The sequence below is a fragment of the Flagellimonas cixiensis genome (genome assembly GCF_042134615.1).
GTDB lineage: Bacteria > Bacteroidota > Bacteroidia > Flavobacteriales > Flavobacteriaceae > Flagellimonas > Flagellimonas cixiensis.
In genome coordinates this window covers 3133044-3153088 of the sequence record NZ_CP169639.1, presented here as the reverse complement: position 1 = coordinate 3153088, position 20045 = coordinate 3133044, and the positions used below count along the sequence as shown (strand labels likewise).

Below are 20045 nucleotides of genomic sequence, written 5' to 3'. Positions count from 1 at the left end.
AAGCGTCCCCAATCGTATATTTTATTGAACATTAACTTAATTCTTATGATCAAAAAACCATTGTTTTTATTGGCATTGATGGGAATTCTACTCTCATCTTGCTCTGTATCAAAGTCTGCGCGTTCGCAGCGAAACCTATTTAGCGGAACTTGGAACTTAGACGACGTATATTACGAAAATGCATCCGGTAACTTCAAATCCGTCATCTTTAACGATGCCGAAGACATATGTTTTGAAGACAGCGAATGGTTCTTTCGCGATAACAACAGTACCGGTCGTTACACTATAGGCCAAAGCTCACTTTGCCAAGGCGGTGACCGTTATTTCAGATGGTCGGTGGTTGAACCTTCCGAAAACTACCAAAGTCAACTTCAGTTTAAATTTATAGACGAAAACCGAAAAGACATTTCAGGAGGCTATGGTTATCGATTGAACATCGTGAACATTTCGGAGCAAAACATGACATTAAAATCCAACGTTACTGCAGATGGACAACCTGTGACCATCGTTTACAAATTCTCAAAAAAATAAAAATTCATGAAAAATCTAATAGTGAAAAGCATGGCCTCATTGATGGCCATTAGTTTAATCTTGAGTTGTGATGCTATCAAAAATGCAAACAACGCCCAAAAAGGTGGAGCTATCGGAGCAGGTAGTGGTGCTGTTATTGGCGGAATCATTGGTAATAATGTAGGTGACGGAAACAACACGGCCCTTGGTGCTATTATCGGAGCAGTGGTTGGTGGTGCCGCTGGTGGTTATATCGGTAGTCGAATGGATCGCCAAGCCGAACAAATAGAGCAAGAAATCCCAGGAGCAGAAGTGCAACGTGTGGGTGAAGGTATCAATGTAACCTTTAGTGGCGAGAATGGTGTTTATTTCGACACCAACAAATCAGACATTAAAGGAACATCTGCCACTACATTGGATAAATTGGCCGGTATCTTTAAAGAATATCCTAAAAGTAACATTCTGGTGGAAGGACACACCGACAGTGATGGTGCTGCTGAGTACAATATGGGACTCTCGCAAAGACGCGCCCAAGCTGTGACCAATTATTTGGTGAGCAAGGGAATTTCCAGCGGAAGATTCACCACCAAATGGTACGGCGAGGAGCAACCCAAGGCCAGTAACGAAACGGCCGAAGGAAAAACCCAAAACCGTAGAGTGGAGCTAGCCATTGTCGCTAGTGAAGAATTGAAACAGGAAGCCTACGAAGAGACCAAAAACTAAAACAGAATTTGTTTCAATAAAAAGCCCGATCTAATCGGGCTTTTTTTATGTATTAAATTTTTGATGAGCATAAGATTAAATGATCGTTAATAGGCTGGTTATATTAAAACTTTATGCTTAACTTTAAGAAATTCAATGCATTAAATCCATAAATATCACCATGAATAACGCAATCCCCAATAATTCGGCCAAGGAACAAGAGCTGTTGATACGGGTACAACGCAATTTCAGATTGGTGGAAAGATTGTTTGAAAAGTTGAAATCCTATAAGTATGAGCCCAAGTGCCCCCTTGGTTTTGAAAAACAATATGAGCTAAAACGAAATTTTAGACATTTTGAACAAAACCAATCCAGAATCATTCATTTGTTTGATGATAATGATAGGGGAATATCTGCACTTGGCGAAAAAGAAATCCAAAAACACTTGGAACGGTTTAAGCAATTGGAAAACGAATACACTTCCTATATCATTGAAATGTGTGGTCGGTCCAGAACTGAGACCTTGAACAATTTGTACCAATAATGTTGCAAAAGATCCCAACAAGATTGTTTATACTCCTATAAACATCCGTAATATTGCACGGACATTTAATTAGTCTTGAAATGGCGAAATCCTCTAATTCAGCTTTGGTCATTCTGGCTTTTTTTGCCATCTACGTCATTTGGGGCTCCACCTATTTGATGAATAAAATTGCGGTAACCGAATTGGACCCTTTTATGTTGGCCTCCATTCGTTTTATCACTGCAGGACTTCTCATTTTTGGTTTGGCCAAAATCATGAAGATACCGTTGACCATCACCAAAAAACAACTTTTGAACACCATTATTGCCGGTATTCTTTTCCTGAGTTTTGGAAATGGGGTAGTGGTCTGGGCATTGCGTTATGTGGATAGTGGTTTTGCCGCCTTGGAAATTTCTGCCCAACCTCTTATTGTTTTATTGTTGATGCGGATTTTGCAAGGAAAAAAAATCCAGCCAATGTCCGTCGTTGGAGTTTTTTTTGGCATTATTGGTATTTACCTGCTGGTTTCCCAAAAACAAATAATAGCGCAAGAAGGTTCTGTTTTGGGCATGGTGATGATTTTCTTTTGTATGCTCAGTTGGGCTTACGGAAGTCTTTTTGTTGCCAAAGCGGATTTACCTACCAATTATTTTGTAAATACGGGCTATCAGATGTTCACGGGTGGCATAATTTTGGCCTTAATGAGTCTCGGTTTTGGTGAATCTTGGTCTCTACCCAATACGTGGAGTGGCGAGGTACAACTTTCAATGGTGCTTTTAGTGATTTTTGGCAGCATTTTGGCCTTCACCTCCTTCAATTACCTTTTAAAGGCCGTTTCTCCCGAAAAAGTGGCAACCTCGACCTACGTAAACCCCATTGTGGCTTTGATTTTGGGATGGTATTTTCTGGATGAACAAATCACTTTACAATCTGTTTTGGCAGCCGTGATATTGTTAACGGGGGTTTACTTTATCAACACCAAAAAGACCTTGGCCATTTTCGAAAGGTTTAAGCGTTAGAAATAAATCTGCATTTTATCTCAGCAAATCAAATCGGTGGGTGTATTTGATGGTCAATGTTTGATTGTTCAAAACGTCCAAAATATCATCATCTTTTACCACATTGAACACAACAAAGAGTCCTGTATTGGCATTTTGAAGCCATCCGAACCTTGCATTTACAGAAGTAATATTGGAAACATTGTTGCGTTGAATCAAACTTTGAATAAAAATTCTTGGGGTAAAGGAATAAGACAGTCGAAGTCCACCAACCAAAGCTGTTAAATCACCTGTGTCCAATTGAATATCGCTATGTCTAAAACTAAGTGAGGAGTTGAATTTATCGCCAACCCTGTAATTTACCGTTCCACTATTTGAAATTTGATGACCATTAAAATACCCTCCAATTATAGTTCGTGTGTCAAATGCCAAGGCATTGTTGGGATTAGTGGTAATGACCAACTGCAGTTCCTCGTTGTTATAATAACCCACAGGTACGGTTACATCGGAAATAGTGAAATCTTGAAATACCTGCTCAGCGGTAAAATTGATTCCGGTATGGATTTCCAAACCACTCTTGAATACCCAATGGTTATCTACATGTAAAAAGCTGGTGACCAATTCATCATCAAAATTCCAATATCCACGATATGAAATATGGGGACGAATTTCAAGTAACTGTCCAGCATCTTTAAATCTATGCGTTTTAAAAACCAATGCTTCTGGTTTTCTAAAGGCGGTACGTTGCAAGAAGCCTACTTCTGGATTAAATCCTTCGCCCACTTCTGTATAGCCTAGGTTTAAGCGCCATCCGTTCCAGTCATAATTCCCAAGAATTTTAAAGGCTAGATCTTTTTCCTCTATCCCCGGGGTAACACTCTTGGCTACAAAACCAGTAATTTCAGCTTTGTTTCCAATGCCCCACTTGCCATCAACCGCAAAAACACGGTTGTAATCATCTTCCAAATCGCCCAGTCCAGCGCGATTGATAAAAATACCGCCCACAGAAGAACGTGTACCGGACACATTGTGATTTACCCTTGCTACGGTAAAGTTGTTTTTTTCGATACCCGCATCACTTACATCGTCGGTGAACATGCTCAAAAAGCCCACATTGGTTTGCCCTACTTTACCCGATAATCGAGCTCCTCCAATAATGGGAACCAAACTACCATCTTCACTGATTCCAATGCGCCTACTAAAAAATAAATCCACCTCTCCGGGGCTTCCCACACTAAATTGTCCTGCATTTTCAAGGAAAAAGGCCCTTTTTTCGGGGAAAAATAGATTGAACCTATCTAAATTTACTTGTTGGTCGTCCACTTCCACTTGGGCGAAATCCGTATTATAGGTCAAGTCCAAGGTTAAACTTGGCGTTACACTATATTTTAAATCCATTCCAGCATCAAAATGGGTGTCGGTTTCATTTGGCTCAACCGATTTATCGTTTACATACTGACCCAATACATAAGGAATCAACTTAAGGTTGCCTGGATTTTTGAGATTCAGGCCTTCCAAATTTCCTGCAAGCGACAATCGCTTCATATCAAAACCAAGGGGTAGGGAAGTCCAATAAGCTGTTTCCGTGTTCTTGCTGATATTTCGTTGAAAATTCAATCCCCAAGTTTTATGGTCACCTGGAGCAAAGCGCAAAGACCTAAAAGGAATCTCGAATTCCGCGCTCCATCCAAAATCACCTAATTTTGATTTTACTTTCCATGTAGCATCCCAATTAATATTGGTCCCCCCGATTACACCTCCTTGTTGGCGATTGGCATTGTTGTTGCCCTTTCCCTCGTTGTCAATTTGTGCATCATACTCCATGCCTTGGGCGTTGGTGCCAAATAAAAAGCCATTCTGACGGTCGTGGTAGGTGTCGATAATAAACAGAAAACTGTCCTCGTCGTTCAAATCGGCATCCCGTCTGGAGTCTGACACCACAATCTTATCCGGATCGGAATCAAAGCAAACCACAGAGACATAAAAAGTAGTCGCTGTGTAGGCAATCCGTACTTCAGTTTTTTCAGATACTGGTGCACCATAATTGGGTCGAATCTGAAGCAAATCGGTGATGGCGGGAACCGATTGCCATACGGGGTCGTTAATAACATCGCCATCCACTTGAACATCTTGTTCCAAAGCAGTGGCTTGGTAGGTTGGTTTGGTGATCGATGAAGAATTTTGCTGAGCTTGAACGGTAGACAAACATCCGAACACTAGAGCAAACAGCATTTGGCTTAAGGTTTTGAACATCGCGGTAGTTTAGTTGGCGTGTTAAATATAAGCTATAATTCAAAGGAATGTACACGAGATTTCGTAAATTGAAGGGACTAATCACAACACAATGAAAGCGATTTTTAAACTTGGAATACTAGGAATACTTTTATTTTTTGCTGCCTGTGCAGCTACTTCAAAAACAAATGCAACTTCAGAAGAACAAGCTGTTTTTGAAAAAATGGTAGCAAATAAACAATTTGAAATGAACGCCACTTGGGCACAACCTATGGCTACACAAAGTTTGAACAGTATTGCCAATGCAGGCTTATTGCCACCCGGAAGTACCGCAAACCGCATTGACATAACTGGAACAGGCGGTTATTTTAGACTGTCTGATGGAAAAGTGAAAGCAGACCTCCCATTTTATGGGGAGAGGCGCATGGGCGGCACCTATTCTAACGATAAGGTAGGCATCAAGTTTGATGGGGAACCAAGGGATATGACATTTGAACCCGCAAAAAAAGGAGATGGCTATACCCTTAAATTTAATATTACCGAAGGAGCGGAATCCTATCAAGTGGTTGCAAACATTTATCCCAATCAATCTGCGCGACTAATGGTAGCCAGTTCACAGCGCACCAATATTTGGTATCAAGGCAACCTTTCCGAATACAACCCAGAATAGATATATGTAAAGAAGATGCAAATCTCTGCATCGTTTCCATGAATTTATTATAGTTTTATAAGTTCAGAAACCAAAATAACTCATCTAACAAAATGAAAATTAATCCAGTATTAAAGCGGTTCGCTTTTGTATTCGCTGTTTCGGCACTTGTTGTTTCCTGTAATGGAAAAAAAGAAAGTGCAGAAAAGGATAGTGAGGAAGTGGCCCAAGAAGTATCCGTCGATTCTACCAGTCTTCCGTTGGAGCGATTGAATCTTCCAAAAGGATTTTCCATTTCGGTATACGCCGAAGGATTGGAAGGTGCACGTTCCATGGCCATGGGGGCAGACGGAACCCTTTTCGTGGGTACACGAAACGAAGGGAAGGTTTATGCGGTTAAAGATACCGATGGTGATTTTAAGGCAGATAAAACATATACCATTGCTACCGATTTGGAACAACCCAATGGTGTGGCCTTTAAAGATGGGGCATTGTATGTGGCTGCGGTAAGCCGTTTGTTCAAATACAACAATATTGAAGAGCAATTGGAAAACCCTCAAGAACCCGAATTGATCTATGACGATTACCCCACCGAGTTCCATCACGGTTGGAAGTACATCGCCTTTGGTCCTGACGATAAATTATATGTTCCCGTAGGGGCGCCGTGTAATATTTGTGATAGTGCCACAGTGGACAAACGCTATGCGTCCATCACAAGAATGGACCCCGATGGCAGTAATCGTGAAATAGTGGCCAATGGAGTTCGAAACACCGTAGGATTCACATGGCACCCCGATACCAAAGAACTTTGGTTCACCGATAATGGTAGGGATATGATGGGCGACGACATACCTCCTGGGGAGTTGAACAAATTGACCGAAGCTGGACAACATTTTGGCTATCCCTTCTGTCACGGTGGAACTATTCCCGATCCAGAATTTGGTGACCAACGACCTTGCTCCGATTTTGTGCCGCCAGTACAACCTTTGGGAGCCCACGTAGCCGCTTTGGGCGTTAAATTTGGTCAAGGCCCTATGTTTCCCGAGTCCTATCAAGGGCATGCCTTTTTGGCCGAGCACGGATCTTGGAACCGCTCCAAAAAAGTAGGGTACCGTATTTCATTGGTAAAATTGAACAATGGTGAAGCCGTAAGTTACGAACCTTTTATTGATGGTTGGCTGGATGAAGAGGCCCAAGAGGCATTTGGTAGACCAGTGGACCTTTTGTTTTTAGAAGATGGTTCCCTGTTGATCTCGGATGATTTTGGCGATGCCATTTACAGAGTCACCTATAAAGGGTAAAACATTAAGATTATAAATTTAAAAGGTACTTGGGCAATGGAATCTCTTCCATTTTCCAGGTACTTTTTTTATTGCGGTAATCCGTGATTTCCAAAAAGAACTGTGGACGACCATCTTCCGTGTTGGGCAGCAGGTATTCCATGACATAAAGGGAATCCTTATTGGTAAACACGAACTCCAATTTATCTCCACTGGCCGATTTCTCGATGGTACCATCCCTAAGGATAAGACAGGGGAGGTTAAAAATACTTTTGCTTTTGTGCCAACAGAGATAGCGGAGCTTTCCGCAATTCAGTTCATCAATCCGGATGATGAATTCAGTATCTCTGCAAAAAGCCAATACAGCTTTAATATTTTTATCTTGCCAGTAGATAATTAGTAGGTTTAGGTTGGTTTGGTTTTGTGCTAACGCTATTTTTATAGTGATAGTATTCAATATCGATTTCTAGTGCCCCAGTGCGCGCCATGCAGCCATCCAAGGAGGTATACAATAAATGCTGCAACGACCAGACAAATAATCTGTAAGGTATTTATGGTTTCTAAAGTGGTCATTTTCCTATTTTTTGCCAAGCTACCCCCTTTTGCTTCATTTTTTTATTCCCAATTGACCAATGCCCTGTTTGAATATATGGATACCAGTTTTGGATTGATGGATGTAATATATAGGTAGGAATATAGCTACACCATTGATGGGTACGGTTTTGGTCTTTTTAAATTTTTTGGTTTAACCGGAAAAATTGTCCATTCAGTGGCGATGTTCGTCCATTTTTTCCTGTGCGGTGTCGCCGCAACTTTGTTCCATCAAAATTTAAGTTTAATCAGTTAAAAAAAATATCATGAAAAATTTGATGCGAATAGTAACCCTGTTCTTGATTACCGTTACGGGCTTGTATGCTCAATTGCCAGAACCAGGTTTTATCATTGATGGAACCACCGCCATTGTGATCACCGATCCGCAAAACGATTTCCTTAGCCCTGATGGAGTGGCTTGGGGTGCCGTGGGGCAAAGTGTTCAGGAAAACAACACCATCGAAAACTTGGAGACCATTTTTAAATTGGGCGAACAGTACAACATTCCCGTATTTGTTTCCCCTCACTACTACTACGAGCACGATCACGTGTGGAAATTTGAGGGGACCCTTGAAAAATTGATGCACAACATCAACATGTTCGACCGTGGGGACCAATTGAACGTAAAAGGTTTTGAAGGTTCAGGTGCCGATTGGTTGCCTCGTTACAAAAAATATATCAATAAGGATAGGGTAGTGGTGACCAGCCCACACAAAGTATTTGGTTCAGAATCCAACGATTTGGCCTTGCAATTAAGAAAACAAGGGGTGGACAAAGTGATCTTGGCAGGTATGTCTGGTAACCTTTGTGCCGAATCGCACATGAGGGAATTGGTAGAGAACGGTTTTGAAGTTGCCGTTGTCGGAGACGCAACCGCTTCTGCAAAATTACCTGGATTGGACGGCGACCAAGCTGCCCAGACCAACTATAAAATGATTTCCAGCAAAGTATTCACTACCCAAGAATTGGTGAAAGAATTAAAAATGCAACCCAAGAAATAAACGTCTGTGTTTGTGATGTTGTAGTTGAGTAAGAGAGGTCGAACCATAGGTTCGGCCTTTCTTTTTTGTTGATGTTTTAAAATCGAAGAGGTTTCTCCAATAGTAGTTTTCGTCAACCTGAACTTGTTTCAGGTTCTCATAATGATTGGTTTATCAGTCTGATGGGATTCTGAAATAAATTCAGAATGACGCTCTGCTTTATTTTTCGACTACCACTTTCTAAACACTTTTACGGCTAAAAATTCCACTTCAGGAAAAATGTCCAAGAAGTTGCGGCATCTGTCCATTTTATCCGAACAAGCATCACAGCACCTTTGTAATGTCAATAGTGACAAACCATTTATGAATTAAAAAACAAAAGTTATGACACGTTTAAAAGCATTAGATCCAAAAGAAGCCACCGGTAGATCAAAAGAATTATTCGACGGTATCCAAGCCAAATTGGGAATGGTTCCCAATATGATGAGAACCATGGGGAACTCTTCCGCCGTTTTGGAGGGCTACCTTAACTTGAGCGACGCTCTTGGAAAAGGATCCTTGGGCGGAAGATTGGGCGAATTGTTGGCCTTGACCGTTGCAGAGTCCAACGCCTGTAACTATTGCCTATCCGCGCACTCCTTTATCGGTGAAAAATTGGTAGGTATCGACACCAATACGCTTCAATCCGCAAGAGAAGGTATCAACTCTGACCCAAAAGTGGCTGCAGCGCTTCAATTTGCAAAAACCTTGATCAGCACAAACGGACGCGTTTCTTCCGAAGATGTGGAAGCTGTTAAAGCCGCTGGCTATACCGATGGTGCCGTGGGCGAGATCGTGGCGCACGTAGCCTTGAACATCTTGACGAATTATTTCAATAATACGGCCAACACCGATATCGATTTCCCAGTAGTGGAAGTGGCTACGGTTTAATCAATCAGTAATCTTAAAATTAAAACAAATGAAAACGTTCAGAAATTTATTTCTATTTGGAATTGTATTGTTTGCCACCATCAGCGCGCAGGCCCAAACCCCACCTGTAGACGATAATGGTCTTGCCATTGGTGGGTACGATGTGGTTTCCTATTTTTCGGGGAAAGCCGCACACGGAAGCAAAAGTTATGCGGTAAAGCACAACGGTGCTACCTATTATTTCGCCAACAAGGCGAACCAAAGTGCCTTTAAAAAATCACCGAACAGTTATTTACCTCAGTTTGATGGGTACTGTGCTTGGGGTGTGGGTGCCAAGGAAGCCAAATTTCCTATCAACCCAGAAACCTATACCGTAATTGATGGTAAACTGTACCTATTCTTTAACGGACCGTTCAACGGGGAGCCTTTCAATACCTACGAGGATTGGGGACAACGCACTACGGAGCTTAAAAAAGCAGCCCATGCCAATTGGCCCAAAGTGCAACACAGCAAATAGTTTTGATTAAGTGTAGGGGTGGGGTCGTAATGGTCCTGCCCTTTTTTTATTTAAAAATACGATCATGGAAACAGAAAAGAAATATCCATTGCCCCCTTTTACCGAAGAAACTGCCCGCGATAAGGTTCAATTGGCCGAAGACGCCTGGAACAGCCAAGACCCCGAAAAAGTAAGCAAAGCATATACCATTGACACCGAATGGCGCAACCGTTCCCAGTTCATCTACGGGCGTGAGGAAGTGGTTGCCTTTTTGACCGAGAAGTGGCAAAAAGAAAAAAATTACAAATTGAGAAAGGAACTATGGGCTTTTACCGACAATAAGATTGCAGTTCGGTTTGAATACGAATACCAAAATGCCGAGGGAGCGTGGATTCGCGCCTATGGAAACGAGAATTGGGAGTTCAACGAGCATGGGCTTATGCAAAAGCGCTATGCCAGCATCAACGACCTGCCGATAGCCGAATCGGAGAGAAGACTTTGATTAGTTTCAATGTATTTTAAAAACCGTCAGTTCGAGTTTTTTCAGAATGAAAAAGTATCGAGAACAAGGTTTTCGGCACATAAAAACACATTTCTCGATACAATTTTTGGCCCTCGGTCCAAAAACCACTCGAAATGACGAATTTTTATTGAATGCACTAGGACAAAAACACACAATCAAAAAATGGACATTTACAACACCAACACGCTCATCGACGAACAAACGGGAAACCTGGCCTTTAAACTCTCCGAATTTGAGAGCAGTTGCCAGTTTTGCGACACGCACCGTTTAAATTATTATACCTTGATCTGGATAAAAAAGGGGAGGGGTACCGCCCAAGTGGACTTTTCGGAGTACACGTTTACGCCAAACACCCTAATTGCCGTAACGCCCTATCAACCCTTTGCGTTCACCGAGGAAGAACCGTTGGAGGGCGTGGTGTTGAATTTCCATCCCGATTTTTTCTGCATCCACAAGCACCACGAACAGGTGGCCTGCAATGGCGTGCTGTTCAACAATATTTACAGTCCGCCCATGCTCTGTGTTACGGACGATATGTGCCAAAGTTTTGAACTGGTACTGGAGCAGATGTATGCCGAAGTGCAAAAATCGGAACTGGCGCAGTACGAGCTGTTGGTCTCTTACCTTAAAATATTCTTGATCACGGCCTCCCGTGCCAAGGCCAAGCAACAGCCCGAAGCCTTGGAGGGCACTCCCGAAGAAAAGGAGCCCTTTATCCTGCAAAAGCTCAAAAACCTGATCGAAACGCATTACAAGACCATGCATTCCGCTGGGGAGTATGCCGATCTGTTGAACATTAGCCCCAAGGCGCTGGCCAAGATGACCAAGAACCATTTTAACAAAACCATGACCAACCTGATCAGCGAACGGATCATTATAGAGGCCAAGCGCGAACTGTACCTTACCAACAAAACGGTAAAGGAGATTGCCTACGACCTTGGGTATGACGATGAGCACTACTTTAGCCGATTTTTTAAGAACAATGCGGACATTTCGCCCAAAACCTATCGCGAAACGGTGGGCTTTGCCCGTGCCGCCATGGCCTAACCCCAACCTATGAAAGCACATGTAATACGCCAGACCCTGCCCGTGCCCTTTGGGCAGTTGTACGGCGCATTAAAGAAACGGATCGTGGACCACGACTTTTTGCTCCTACACGAAATAGACACCCAGGCCATTGTGGCCAAACATGGGGTGCGCATAGCGCCCTTGCGGCAATTGCTCTTTTTTCACCCGAAATATATTGCGGAGATCATGGCGAACGATCCTTTGGCCATAAACGATATTCCCCTAAAACTGGTACTGCACCAACTGGATGAGACCACCACCCAACTGAGTTTTAAAAACCCCGTGCACAGCTTACAGGATTATGGCTTGAAGCCTGAAATGGCAGCCGAGTTGTTGAAGCGGGTGCAGGGGATAGTTGTTTTTTAAGGAGGGTTAGATTGTTGGATTTTTTAGAATATTGGAGAAAGCCCTTTAGGGCTTTTTTTGTTTTATTATGGAAAAACCTCAGTTTTTTTAAGATTTTGACACAAGGATTTTCATCTGGCATTCTATATATTTGGATTTAGCTCCCCCCATACAACAGTGAAAAATATGGATTTTTAAAGTTCATTTTAAACATATTTATGACAGAGTGACGAGTATGTACTTGAATATCAATCGTTTAAAATTGAACTTAATTGAATTATATTTGGTAAGCAAACCAACCAGTATAAATGGACGTAGCTATTCCTTTTGAAAGACTTCCTGTAAGTGAAGATTGGACATTTAAAAATGTTAAATCCACAGAACAGTGGACACATGGGTATCATAGATATCCTGCAAAGTTTCTTCCGAACATTGTAAAAAAAATCATTGAGAATCATACTCAGGAAGGGGATTTGATTGCGGATTTGTTTGCTGGTTGTGGCACCACACTGGTTGAATCCAAAATACATGGTAGAAAATCGGTTGGGGTAGATATTAATCCTGTCGCTCAATTGATAGCTAGGGTTAAAACACAACCAATTGATCCAATCGAATTGGAAAAAGTTTTTAATGAACTGATTCAATCGCTTAAAGTATACAATGAAGTAGATTATCACAATATTGAAAAACACGAAAGAATTGATTATTGGTTTTATCCAGAAAATAAGTACAGGATTGCTTTTTTGTATGAATTGATTTCAGGGTTGGACGAATCTTCTCAAATCAAAGATTTCTTTTTGGTTGCCTTATCCAATATTTTAAAGAACTGCTCCAAATGGCTTCAAACCAGTACAAAACCGCAAATTGACCCTGATAAAAATCCTATAAATGCTTTCACTGCTTTTAAAAGACAGGTGAGGACAATGATGAGAAAGAATTCAGATTTTTTTAAAGAGCTGGAAAAACTCAAATTTAGCAATGTGGAAAGCAAAATATTTTTAAGGGATGCAAGAAAAACGGAAATTAAAGGTTCATCAATTAATACGGTAATTACTTCCCCTCCGTATGTTACTTCATATGAATATGCCGATTTGCATCAGCTAACGGGGTACTGGTTTGATTATGTGTCCAATCTTTTGGAGTTTAGAAAGAATTTTATAGGCACATTTTATTCTTATGGTACGGAACTTAAAACCGAATCCAAAATTGCTCAAGATTTAATTGATAAACTTCGGGAAATCCACTTAAGAACTGCTAAAGAGGTAACCAATTATTTTAATGACATGAAATTGGTTGCAGATGAAATGTATAGGATATTGAAAACAGATGGTCAAGCTTTTATTGTTATTGGCAATACCACTTTTAAAAATGTCAAGATTTTATCCGCAGAAATATTTGCGGAATTATTGGAGTTGAGCGGTTTTGAAATCCAAGAAGTGATCAAGAGGGCCATACCTCACAAATTAATACCTACCATTAGGGATAAAAATACAGGCAAGTTTACCACGGTGGATAACAAAAACAGTAAAAAGGTATATCCCGAGGAATATATAATTATAGCAAGGAAATAATGGGCCAAGATAAATTTAAAATTAGGCCGTACGCCAGATTGCTAACAATGCTTGGTGAACAACTCATAAAAAATGAGACCATAGCATTAGTTGAGTTGATTAAAAACTCCTATGATGCTGATGCTAACTGGGTACAAATTAGGTTGAATGATTTTGATATCGACAAAGATGATGAAGATAAACTTATAGCTAAAAGTAGTTCCTCGATTGAAATTGAAGATGATGGCGAAGGGATGACCTTTGATACAATTGAGAAATCATGGATGAACCCTGCTACTCCTGCAAAACTAAAATTGAAGCAAGATGAAAAATCTCGTAGGACCAAAAATAAAAATAGAATCATCCAAGGAGAAAAAGGTATTGGAAGATTTGCAATCTACAAATTGGGTTCAACGATTGAGATTACTTCAAGAAGTAAGGAAACAGGAAATGAAATATATGTTGATAATGATTTATCAAGATATGATTCTGATTTTCTAAAAGAAGATGATGTTGAAAAGGAAATTTTTTTGGATGATATTGAATTGGAATATGAAATAAGGCCTACTGCTAAAACAATCATAGAAAAAGATATAACCATAAGGCTAGATAAAAAGAAAAGAAAGCCATATGGCACGTTAATAAAAATATCAAATCTTAAAGGGGAATGGTCTAAGAAAAAACTAGACAACATTCTCGAGGAAATGTCAAAACTTGAACTTTCTTCCAAGAAAACAAGTGGAACTAAATTTATTTATGATATAAAATTAAATGGAAGTTCGATTTTTCAAGAAGAAAATATAAATAAACTAGACTCCTATTTTTCAAGTGCTCCTTTAAGAGTAACTGATGGTCATTTTGATGATGATGCAAGGGCATTCAAATTCAAATTGAATGACCAGCAATTAACGGTTGATTTAAATCAATTAACTGGAATAAGGGAGTATCAAAAGCGATTCCTAAAAGAAAAAGATGGCAAGCAGTTGCAAAAAAATATTACTTGTGGGCCTTTTGAATTTGAATTCTATGTTTTTGACCTAACAACAAAGGCACCTCCAAAATATAAACTTCAAAAGTCTGATAAGGATTATATTAAAAAACATCGGATTTATTTATATAGGGATGATATAAGGGTTTATCCATATGGTGACCCAAATGATGATTGGCTCGGTATTGATGTTTTAAGAGGTGTACATCGTGCTGGTGATTACTTGAGTATGGATCAAACAGTAGGTTTTGTTCAAATAACACAGAAAGATAATCCTGACTTAAGGGATAAAACCAACCGTGAAGGATTAATTGAAATAGGAGGTGTTTTCCAAGATTTTAAAGCTCTATTGCAAAGTTTTTTGGGTTGGCTAAAAAAAGAATACGACAAATACAGATTATCCAACAAAGAAAAGGAAGCGGTTGAAGTATTCAAAAAGAAAACAATTAGCAATGAGTTGGATTTAATCAAAGAATTCATATCCAATAAAAAATATAATGAGGCCTCAAATATGCTTCAAGTAGCCTCAAAACATTATGAACAGGAAAAAAACTACTTAGTTGAAAGAGCTGAACAAACAGAAGATTTAGCGGCTGTTGGGTTAGCAGTTGAGACTGCTTCTCATGATATCATGTTTATGATGGGTAGAGCCAAAGGTCTTTTGGATAATCTTCTAAAATCAAGTTATTATGAAGATATTGACTATGAACTCTTGGGAGAAGAATTGGAAAAACTTAGAGGGCAGCTTTCTTTCATTGAAGACCAACTTGAAGGGATTCAGCCCATGTTTAGAAGTACTAAGAGAAAAGTCAAATCCCATCGTTTTAAGGTAATTTTTGATAAGGTTATTAAATATTTTGACTCAGTATTCAATAAATACAATATTTCTCTGGATGTAATTGAAAAAGGCGGGCCATTGGTAATTGAATGTAATGATGGAGTAATTATGCAAGTTGTAATTAACCTATTGGATAATGCTGTTTATTGGCTGGCAAACTCAATAGACGATGCTGAACCCAAGAACATTACTGTAGAAATTGACGGTCACAAAGAACAAGTTGTTATCGCTGACAATGGAATAGGTGTACAACCAGATGATATTGATTTCATTTTTGAACCTTTCTTTTCAACAAAAGGCAATGAAGGAAGGGGGTTGGGTCTCTATATAGCTAAACAACTTTTAGAAAGGTATGACTATGAAATTTCCTATATCCAAAAACAAGATTCAAAGGTGCTTAAAGGAGCTAATTTCAAGATTAAATTTTAAAGTTAATATGGAAGAACAATCAACAATTGAAACGACCATTGAAAAATTGTATTCTGGCTATGCAATTGCAATTGATGAAAATATTAACACACCAGAGTCTGATGATAGAATATTAGATATAGTTAAGCAAATTGAGGACGAAGGCATTCCATTGGTTAAGTACGATGCAATCCCAAAAAATAAAAACTTTATTAAAAATATAAAATCAGTAAGTTTTTTCATTTTGGATTGGGAGTTGAATCCGAGTGATAAAGGAGAGCCGCATTCGGAAGAACAAGTGGAATTACAGCTTGGTGATGCTCTTAAGGATTCTTCTTTTGAAGATAATGTAAAGTTTATTGAATCAATTAAAGAAAATTGTTTTGCACCAGTTTTCATTTTTACAGAATTGGATCCAGGTACAGTTATAGAGGAATTGCTAAAATCTGAAAAGAATTTGTACAATGTTGAGGATGAAAGCAAAAATTTCATTTTAATAAGAAAGAAAGGCGATATAACAGGGAAGAATCAAATGTTTGAAAGTATTTCAGACTGGATAAATTCAAACCCATCTATTTATACTTTAAAAAAGTGGGAGGAAAATTTTTATAAAGCTAAAAATTCTACCTTTTTAGAGTTGTATAGTAGTAGTCCTGTTTGGCCCACTGTTTTATGGGAAGCTTTTAATGAGGATTCAGTTCATGAAGGTTTAAGTATAGATGAAATTATTTATAGGAATATTAAAGGTAGGGGACCACTTCTTGAGCTCAATCCTGAAATTGTAAACAACGGTAAAAAAGATGAGGCACCGTCTCCTGAAGAAATTAAATCTTTAGTTGTTAATTCCCAATTCGTGTTTAATAATAGTATTCCTGCTAACGACTTGCGGCCAGGAGATATTTTTTATGCTGAAAAAAAGAATGAATTTTACATTAATATCAGGCCAATTTGTGATACAGTAATCGGTAGAGAAAAATGTGATGGGTATGCATATTGCTTGAAAGGAGCAAAGGCTAGCAACTCAAGTATTAGCAGAAACTTCAAAGAAAAATATGGTTATATATCTCAAAGAGATAATGAATATATTGTTTTTGGTATTGAAGGTTCAAAATTCGTGTCTTTTTCTTTCAATAGTCTTATTCAAATTCCTTTTAATGAAATTGTTGATAAAAGAGTTCAAAGGTTATTGCCTCCTCATATAACCAATCTTCAGCAAAAGTACTCAGGTTATATTGGTAGGGTTGGTTTACCTAGGACATTTAAAGAAATTATCCCAGTGATTGAAGAACAAGGATAATCTGTTTTTACCATACTTCTCAAATCCCCCCAATCACCTTTAAACTCAAGTCCGTTGCTCTTATAACAATTAAGACAGTGTTCAATAAAAATAAAAAACCGCCCCTCACTTTAATCATAAGAAGCGGTTTTGGTTTTTCAGGAGAAATCCAATTACTGCACTATGCTGTTCAGTTTTTGTACCTGCGCATCAAAAGCTTTTAGGGTGGTGGCCAATACCCCAATTTGTTCCTGTGCTTCTTTCCATTCCTTCTGTTCAATGGCCTCGCGCACGCCTGGAAGTGTTTTTACCCCATACCCTGTGTAAAATCCAGGGGCATAGATCTGGTGCTTGAACCAATCTCTACGGGGTAGCCCTTTATCCTGCAACAAAATTTGCTCCATGCCCATCAACTCTTGGTTCAGTTTTGCCTTTTTGGCTGGGGACAGCGCCAATGCATCTGCCTTGGAAAAGGTTTCGATACTTTTCTTTAATTCTGCTACCACATTTTGGATGGGAGAGAAGTCCAAATACGGTACTTCGCCCTCCATTTTTGCGGGAGCTATCGGTTTTTTGGGATCCATCACCAATCCGTAGGTATCCGCTTTTACCAATTTGTTGTGTTTTTCCACATCGGCACGCATGGTTTCCAAGGTTTTCATCACCTCGCCCAAATACGTTTCGATGGTGCTGTGCCATTGGGTGAGTTCAAACGGTAAAACCTCGGCATTTGCCAAACGCAAAGAGATACGGCCTGCCGTATTGGCCAAAGCAACGCCATAGACAAACCCAGGATCTTTAAAACGGGTGTAGTGGGAGTAGGTGTCGTAAATGGTGTGATATTCACCGCCACTGCCTTCACCACCGTAGCCCAAGTTCAAAGAGGCGATACCTGTGTGTTGGATAAACGGGGTATAATCCGAACCTGAACCCAATGCGGACAGTTTAAACGAATTGTCTCCACCACGCATTACGTTGGCCGCTTTGCGACGCTCCGCCACAGAAACTCCTTTTTGTGGGTCGGTCACCACGTTGGCCACTTGGCTCACCATGGCTTGTAGGGAGTGGGAACCTCCAGCACCCAAATACCCGCGGCTGTTTCCATCGGTATTGATGTAAGCCACGGCCTTTTCTTTCAATTCTGGAATGTGATCCTCCACCCATTCGGTGGAACCGATCAATCCTGGTTCTTCGGCATCCCAAGCACAGTACACCAAGGTACGTTTGGGCTTGTTGCCTGCTTTCGCCAATTTACCAACCACACGGGCTTCTTCCATTAAAGCTACCATACCACTCACAGGGTCACTGGCACCGTGTACCCACGCATCGTGGTGGTTTCCACGAATCACCCATTCGTCTGGGAACTCATCACCCTCTAAAGTGGCGATCAAGTTGTGGGCAGGTTTCAATTGCCAGTCAAACTCCAATTTTAGGTGCACTTTGGCTGGTCCAGGGCCAATATGATAGGTAATTGGCAATCCACCTCTCCAGTTCGCAGGGGCAACAGGACCCTCCAACGCAGCCAATAACGGCTGTGCATCTTCGTATGAAATTGGCAAAACTGGAATTTTAGTGATGGTCGGTGCCTCTTCACGATTCAAACGCTTTGCGTCTTTGGTAGCGGCATAACCAGGGGTCAATACATCACCAGGGTACAACGGCATGTCCATTACAGAACCACGCTGCACCCCTGTTTTGTTTTTAAATGGCCCTTTGGGGTACACATCACCTTGGTAATAGCCATCATCTTTAGGGTCGGAGTAAATAATACAACCAATGGCGCCCATTTCGGCGGCCAATTTTGGTTTGATACCCCTCCAAGAACCTTGGTATTTGGCGATCACGATCTTTCCTTTTACATCGATGCCCAATTTGGCAAGCTCTTCGTAGTCGCTTGGAATTCCGTAGTTCACGAAAACCAAATCGGCCTCTACGTCTCCATCGGTGGAGAAAGCGTTGTAGCTGGGCAACAATTTGTCACCTTGGGCGGTGTACGGGTCACCTTCAACAGGAACGGCCTCCAACTTAGCGGAGTATGGGGTTGGCCCTGTCATTTCCAGCACCCTCACTTTTGGATAGGGAAACAGCACATGGTAGGTGTCAATCTTGGTTTTATAGCCCCACGATTTGAACTGTTTTTCCATCCATTTTACGTTTTCTTCACCATATTCGGTACCCACCCAGTGCGGTTCTGCCGCCATGAGTTTCATCCATTCGTCCAAATTTTTAGTGGAAAGTTCTTTTTCGTAAGCGGCCTCGAGTTGGGTTTGAGCTTTCGAAGCTTTTTCGCTGAACCCAATTATTTTGTCTTGGGCCGAGACACCTACAACTCCCAGAAGGAGCAGCAGGGGTAATAATTTATTTTTCATTGTTTTGAATTAGCTCTCTAAATTTAAGGGTTTGCTTGAAGTAAATGAAGTAAAAAGGGGAGAAGTGATGCCAAATTTTTAAAGAATTTACATTTTCTTTGAATAGCGTCCCATAAATTGATAAAACAAGATATGAATCCGAAAGTTGATTTCTTTTTTGAAAAACCATCCCAATGGCAAAAAGCCTATAGTGAATTGAGAAGAATTGCATTGGATACAGGTCTTGTGGAAGAACTGAAGTGGGGCAAACCTTGTTATACCTATAATGATGGCAATATTTTTTTGATACACGGCTTTAAAGAGTATTGCGCTTTGTTGTTTCATAAAGGTGTTTTGTTGAAAGACATGGAGCATATTTTGGTTCAACAAACTGAAAATGTACAATCGGCACGACAGATACGGTTTACGAATGTCGATGAAATCATACAGCAGGAAAAAACACTCAAGGCGTACATGTATGAAGCCATTGAAGTTGAAAAAGCTGGCTTGGAAGTCCAATTGAAGAAGACATCCGAATTTGAAATGCCCGAAGAACTTCAACAAAAATTGGATGAGGATCCTGATTTTAAAATGGCATTTGAAGCTCTGACCCCAGGGCGCCAACGTGGGTATATGCTTTTTATTTCTCAGGCCAAACAATCCCAAACCCGCATCAATCGCATAGAAAAGTGCATTCCCAATATCTACAAAGGGAAAGGCTACAACGAAAGGTAGCCCTCCCTTTGTACATTTGATCACAAGATTTCAGTAGGTAATTAAACCCCTTGAAAATCAGAGGTTACGTTTATTTTTAGTAACTTACTTAAATAT

The 20045-nt window shown here is 40.3% G+C and carries 19 protein-coding genes; 16 read left to right on the top strand and 3 right to left on the bottom strand.

The genetic code is table 11. The features are described from left to right. The first annotated feature begins 45 nt into the window (after positions 1 to 45). The 4 genes from ABT310_RS13995 to ABT310_RS13980 all read left to right on the top strand — a co-directional run bounded on the left by ABT310_RS13995 (position 46) and on the right by ABT310_RS13980 (position 2754). Positions 46 to 531, top strand: a complete 486-nt coding sequence (locus tag ABT310_RS13995) for a lipocalin family protein (protein WP_375324508.1) — start codon at positions 46 to 48, stop codon at positions 529 to 531. 6 nt (positions 532 to 537) lie between these two features. Next, positions 538 to 1233 carry an OmpA family protein gene (locus ABT310_RS13990; RefSeq protein ID WP_375324507.1) on the top strand — a complete coding sequence of 232 codons (696 nt, stop codon included), beginning with the start codon at positions 538 to 540 and terminating at the stop codon, positions 1231 to 1233. A gap of 160 nt (positions 1234 to 1393) precedes the next feature. Further along, the gene (locus tag ABT310_RS13985) at positions 1394 to 1756 is read left to right on the top strand and encodes a hypothetical protein (RefSeq protein ID WP_375324506.1); all 363 of its coding nucleotides are present in this window, start codon (positions 1394 to 1396) and stop codon (positions 1754 to 1756) included. Between the two features lie 80 nt (positions 1757 to 1836). After that, positions 1837 to 2754, top strand: coding sequence for an EamA family transporter (locus ABT310_RS13980; protein WP_375324505.1), 918 nt, complete (start codon positions 1837 to 1839; stop codon positions 2752 to 2754). 15 nt (positions 2755 to 2769) lie between these two features. Here ABT310_RS13980 and ABT310_RS13975 read toward each other — a convergent pair whose 3' ends face one another. Next, a complete protein-coding gene (locus tag ABT310_RS13975; RefSeq protein WP_375324504.1) occupies positions 2770 to 4986 on the bottom strand; it encodes a DUF5916 domain-containing protein in 2217 nt (738 codons plus the stop codon). A gap of 91 nt (positions 4987 to 5077) precedes the next feature. Between ABT310_RS13975 and ABT310_RS13970 the strand changes: the two genes are divergently transcribed. Both ABT310_RS13970 and ABT310_RS13965 read left to right on the top strand, forming a co-directional pair. Continuing rightward, positions 5078 to 5635 (top strand): DUF4251 domain-containing protein, encoded by a 558-nt coding sequence (locus ABT310_RS13970; protein ID WP_375324503.1) that lies wholly within the window; start codon positions 5078 to 5080, stop codon positions 5633 to 5635. A 92-nt stretch (positions 5636 to 5727) separates the two neighbouring features. Further along, entirely contained in the window at positions 5728 to 6915 is a 1188-nt protein-coding gene (locus ABT310_RS13965; RefSeq protein ID WP_375324502.1) for a PQQ-dependent sugar dehydrogenase, read from the top strand. 10 nt (positions 6916 to 6925) lie between these two features. Here the strand turns inward: ABT310_RS13965 and ABT310_RS13960 are convergent, their stop codons facing one another. Further along, on the bottom strand, positions 6926 to 7351 hold the full coding sequence (locus tag ABT310_RS13960; protein ID WP_375324501.1) for a hypothetical protein: 426 nt from the start codon (positions 7349 to 7351) through the stop codon (positions 6926 to 6928). A 400-nt stretch (positions 7352 to 7751) separates the two neighbouring features. Between ABT310_RS13960 and ABT310_RS13955 the strand changes: the two genes are divergently transcribed. From ABT310_RS13955 to ABT310_RS13915, 9 genes are all read left to right on the top strand, one after another. Continuing rightward, positions 7752 to 8486: a cysteine hydrolase gene (locus tag ABT310_RS13955; RefSeq protein ID WP_375324500.1), complete on the top strand. Its 735-nt coding sequence runs from the start codon at positions 7752 to 7754 to the stop codon at positions 8484 to 8486. A 363-nt stretch (positions 8487 to 8849) separates the two neighbouring features. Continuing rightward, entirely contained in the window at positions 8850 to 9395 is a 546-nt protein-coding gene (locus ABT310_RS13950) for a carboxymuconolactone decarboxylase family protein (RefSeq protein ID WP_375324499.1), read from the top strand. A 28-nt stretch (positions 9396 to 9423) separates the two neighbouring features. Continuing rightward, complete coding sequence (locus tag ABT310_RS13945) at positions 9424 to 9891, top strand: YHS domain-containing (seleno)protein (RefSeq protein ID WP_375324498.1); 468 nt, start codon at positions 9424 to 9426, stop codon at positions 9889 to 9891. A gap of 64 nt (positions 9892 to 9955) precedes the next feature. Continuing rightward, complete coding sequence (locus tag ABT310_RS13940; RefSeq protein WP_375324497.1) at positions 9956 to 10372, top strand: DUF1348 family protein; 417 nt, start codon at positions 9956 to 9958, stop codon at positions 10370 to 10372. A 183-nt stretch (positions 10373 to 10555) separates the two neighbouring features. After that, positions 10556 to 11440: a helix-turn-helix domain-containing protein gene (locus ABT310_RS13935; RefSeq protein ID WP_375324496.1), complete on the top strand. Its 885-nt coding sequence runs from the start codon at positions 10556 to 10558 to the stop codon at positions 11438 to 11440. Positions 11441 to 11449: 9 nt separating this feature from the next. Next, positions 11450 to 11827 (top strand): DUF302 domain-containing protein, encoded by a 378-nt coding sequence (locus ABT310_RS13930; RefSeq protein WP_375324495.1) that lies wholly within the window; start codon positions 11450 to 11452, stop codon positions 11825 to 11827. A gap of 287 nt (positions 11828 to 12114) precedes the next feature. Further along, positions 12115 to 13377 carry a DNA methyltransferase gene (locus tag ABT310_RS13925; RefSeq protein WP_375324494.1) on the top strand — a complete coding sequence of 421 codons (1263 nt, stop codon included), beginning with the start codon at positions 12115 to 12117 and terminating at the stop codon, positions 13375 to 13377. Between the two features lie 47 nt (positions 13378 to 13424). Next, positions 13425 to 15611 (top strand): ATP-binding protein, encoded by a 2187-nt coding sequence (locus ABT310_RS13920; protein WP_375324493.1) that lies wholly within the window; start codon positions 13425 to 13427, stop codon positions 15609 to 15611. A 7-nt stretch (positions 15612 to 15618) separates the two neighbouring features. Further along, positions 15619 to 16887 carry a hypothetical protein gene (locus tag ABT310_RS13915; RefSeq protein ID WP_375324492.1) on the top strand — a complete coding sequence of 423 codons (1269 nt, stop codon included), beginning with the start codon at positions 15619 to 15621 and terminating at the stop codon, positions 16885 to 16887. Between the two features lie 152 nt (positions 16888 to 17039). On the opposite strand, the gene ABT310_RS13910 is transcribed toward ABT310_RS13915, so the two are convergent. Beyond that, on the bottom strand, positions 17040 to 19235 hold the full coding sequence (locus ABT310_RS13910; RefSeq protein WP_375324491.1) for a transferrin receptor-like dimerization domain-containing protein: 2196 nt from the start codon (positions 19233 to 19235) through the stop codon (positions 17040 to 17042). Positions 19236 to 19367: 132 nt separating this feature from the next. On the opposite strand from ABT310_RS13910, the gene ABT310_RS13905 reads away from it, so the two are divergent. Next, positions 19368 to 19949, top strand: a complete 582-nt coding sequence (locus tag ABT310_RS13905; RefSeq protein ID WP_375324490.1) for a YdeI family protein — start codon at positions 19368 to 19370, stop codon at positions 19947 to 19949. The last annotated feature ends 96 nt before the right edge of the window (positions 19950 to 20045 follow it).

Coding starts and splice junctions, on each gene's coding strand:
- ABT310_RS13935 (WP_375324496.1), top strand. CDS start 10,556: ATGGACATTTACAACACCAACACGCTCATCGACGAACAAACGGGAAAC.
- ABT310_RS13925 (WP_375324494.1), top strand. CDS start 12,115: ATGGACGTAGCTATTCCTTTTGAAAGACTTCCTGTAAGTGAAGATTGG.
- ABT310_RS13995 (WP_375324508.1), top strand. CDS start 46: ATGATCAAAAAACCATTGTTTTTATTGGCATTGATGGGAATTCTACTC.
- ABT310_RS13910 (WP_375324491.1), bottom strand. CDS start 19,235: ATGAAAAATAAATTATTACCCCTGCTGCTCCTTCTGGGAGTTGTAGGT.
- ABT310_RS13965 (WP_375324502.1), top strand. CDS start 5,728: ATGAAAATTAATCCAGTATTAAAGCGGTTCGCTTTTGTATTCGCTGTT.
- ABT310_RS13975 (WP_375324504.1), bottom strand. CDS start 4,986: ATGTTCAAAACCTTAAGCCAAATGCTGTTTGCTCTAGTGTTCGGATGT.
- ABT310_RS13930 (WP_375324495.1), top strand. CDS start 11,450: ATGAAAGCACATGTAATACGCCAGACCCTGCCCGTGCCCTTTGGGCAG.
- ABT310_RS13985 (WP_375324506.1), top strand. CDS start 1,394: ATGAATAACGCAATCCCCAATAATTCGGCCAAGGAACAAGAGCTGTTG.
- ABT310_RS13970 (WP_375324503.1), top strand. CDS start 5,078: ATGAAAGCGATTTTTAAACTTGGAATACTAGGAATACTTTTATTTTTT.
- ABT310_RS13945 (WP_375324498.1), top strand. CDS start 9,424: ATGAAAACGTTCAGAAATTTATTTCTATTTGGAATTGTATTGTTTGCC.
- ABT310_RS13915 (WP_375324492.1), top strand. CDS start 15,619: ATGGAAGAACAATCAACAATTGAAACGACCATTGAAAAATTGTATTCT.
- ABT310_RS13940 (WP_375324497.1), top strand. CDS start 9,956: ATGGAAACAGAAAAGAAATATCCATTGCCCCCTTTTACCGAAGAAACT.
- ABT310_RS13905 (WP_375324490.1), top strand. CDS start 19,368: ATGAATCCGAAAGTTGATTTCTTTTTTGAAAAACCATCCCAATGGCAA.
- ABT310_RS13950 (WP_375324499.1), top strand. CDS start 8,850: ATGACACGTTTAAAAGCATTAGATCCAAAAGAAGCCACCGGTAGATCA.
- ABT310_RS13920 (WP_375324493.1), top strand. CDS start 13,425: ATGCTTGGTGAACAACTCATAAAAAATGAGACCATAGCATTAGTTGAG.
- ABT310_RS13990 (WP_375324507.1), top strand. CDS start 538: ATGAAAAATCTAATAGTGAAAAGCATGGCCTCATTGATGGCCATTAGT.
- ABT310_RS13980 (WP_375324505.1), top strand. CDS start 1,837: ATGGCGAAATCCTCTAATTCAGCTTTGGTCATTCTGGCTTTTTTTGCC.
- ABT310_RS13955 (WP_375324500.1), top strand. CDS start 7,752: ATGAAAAATTTGATGCGAATAGTAACCCTGTTCTTGATTACCGTTACG.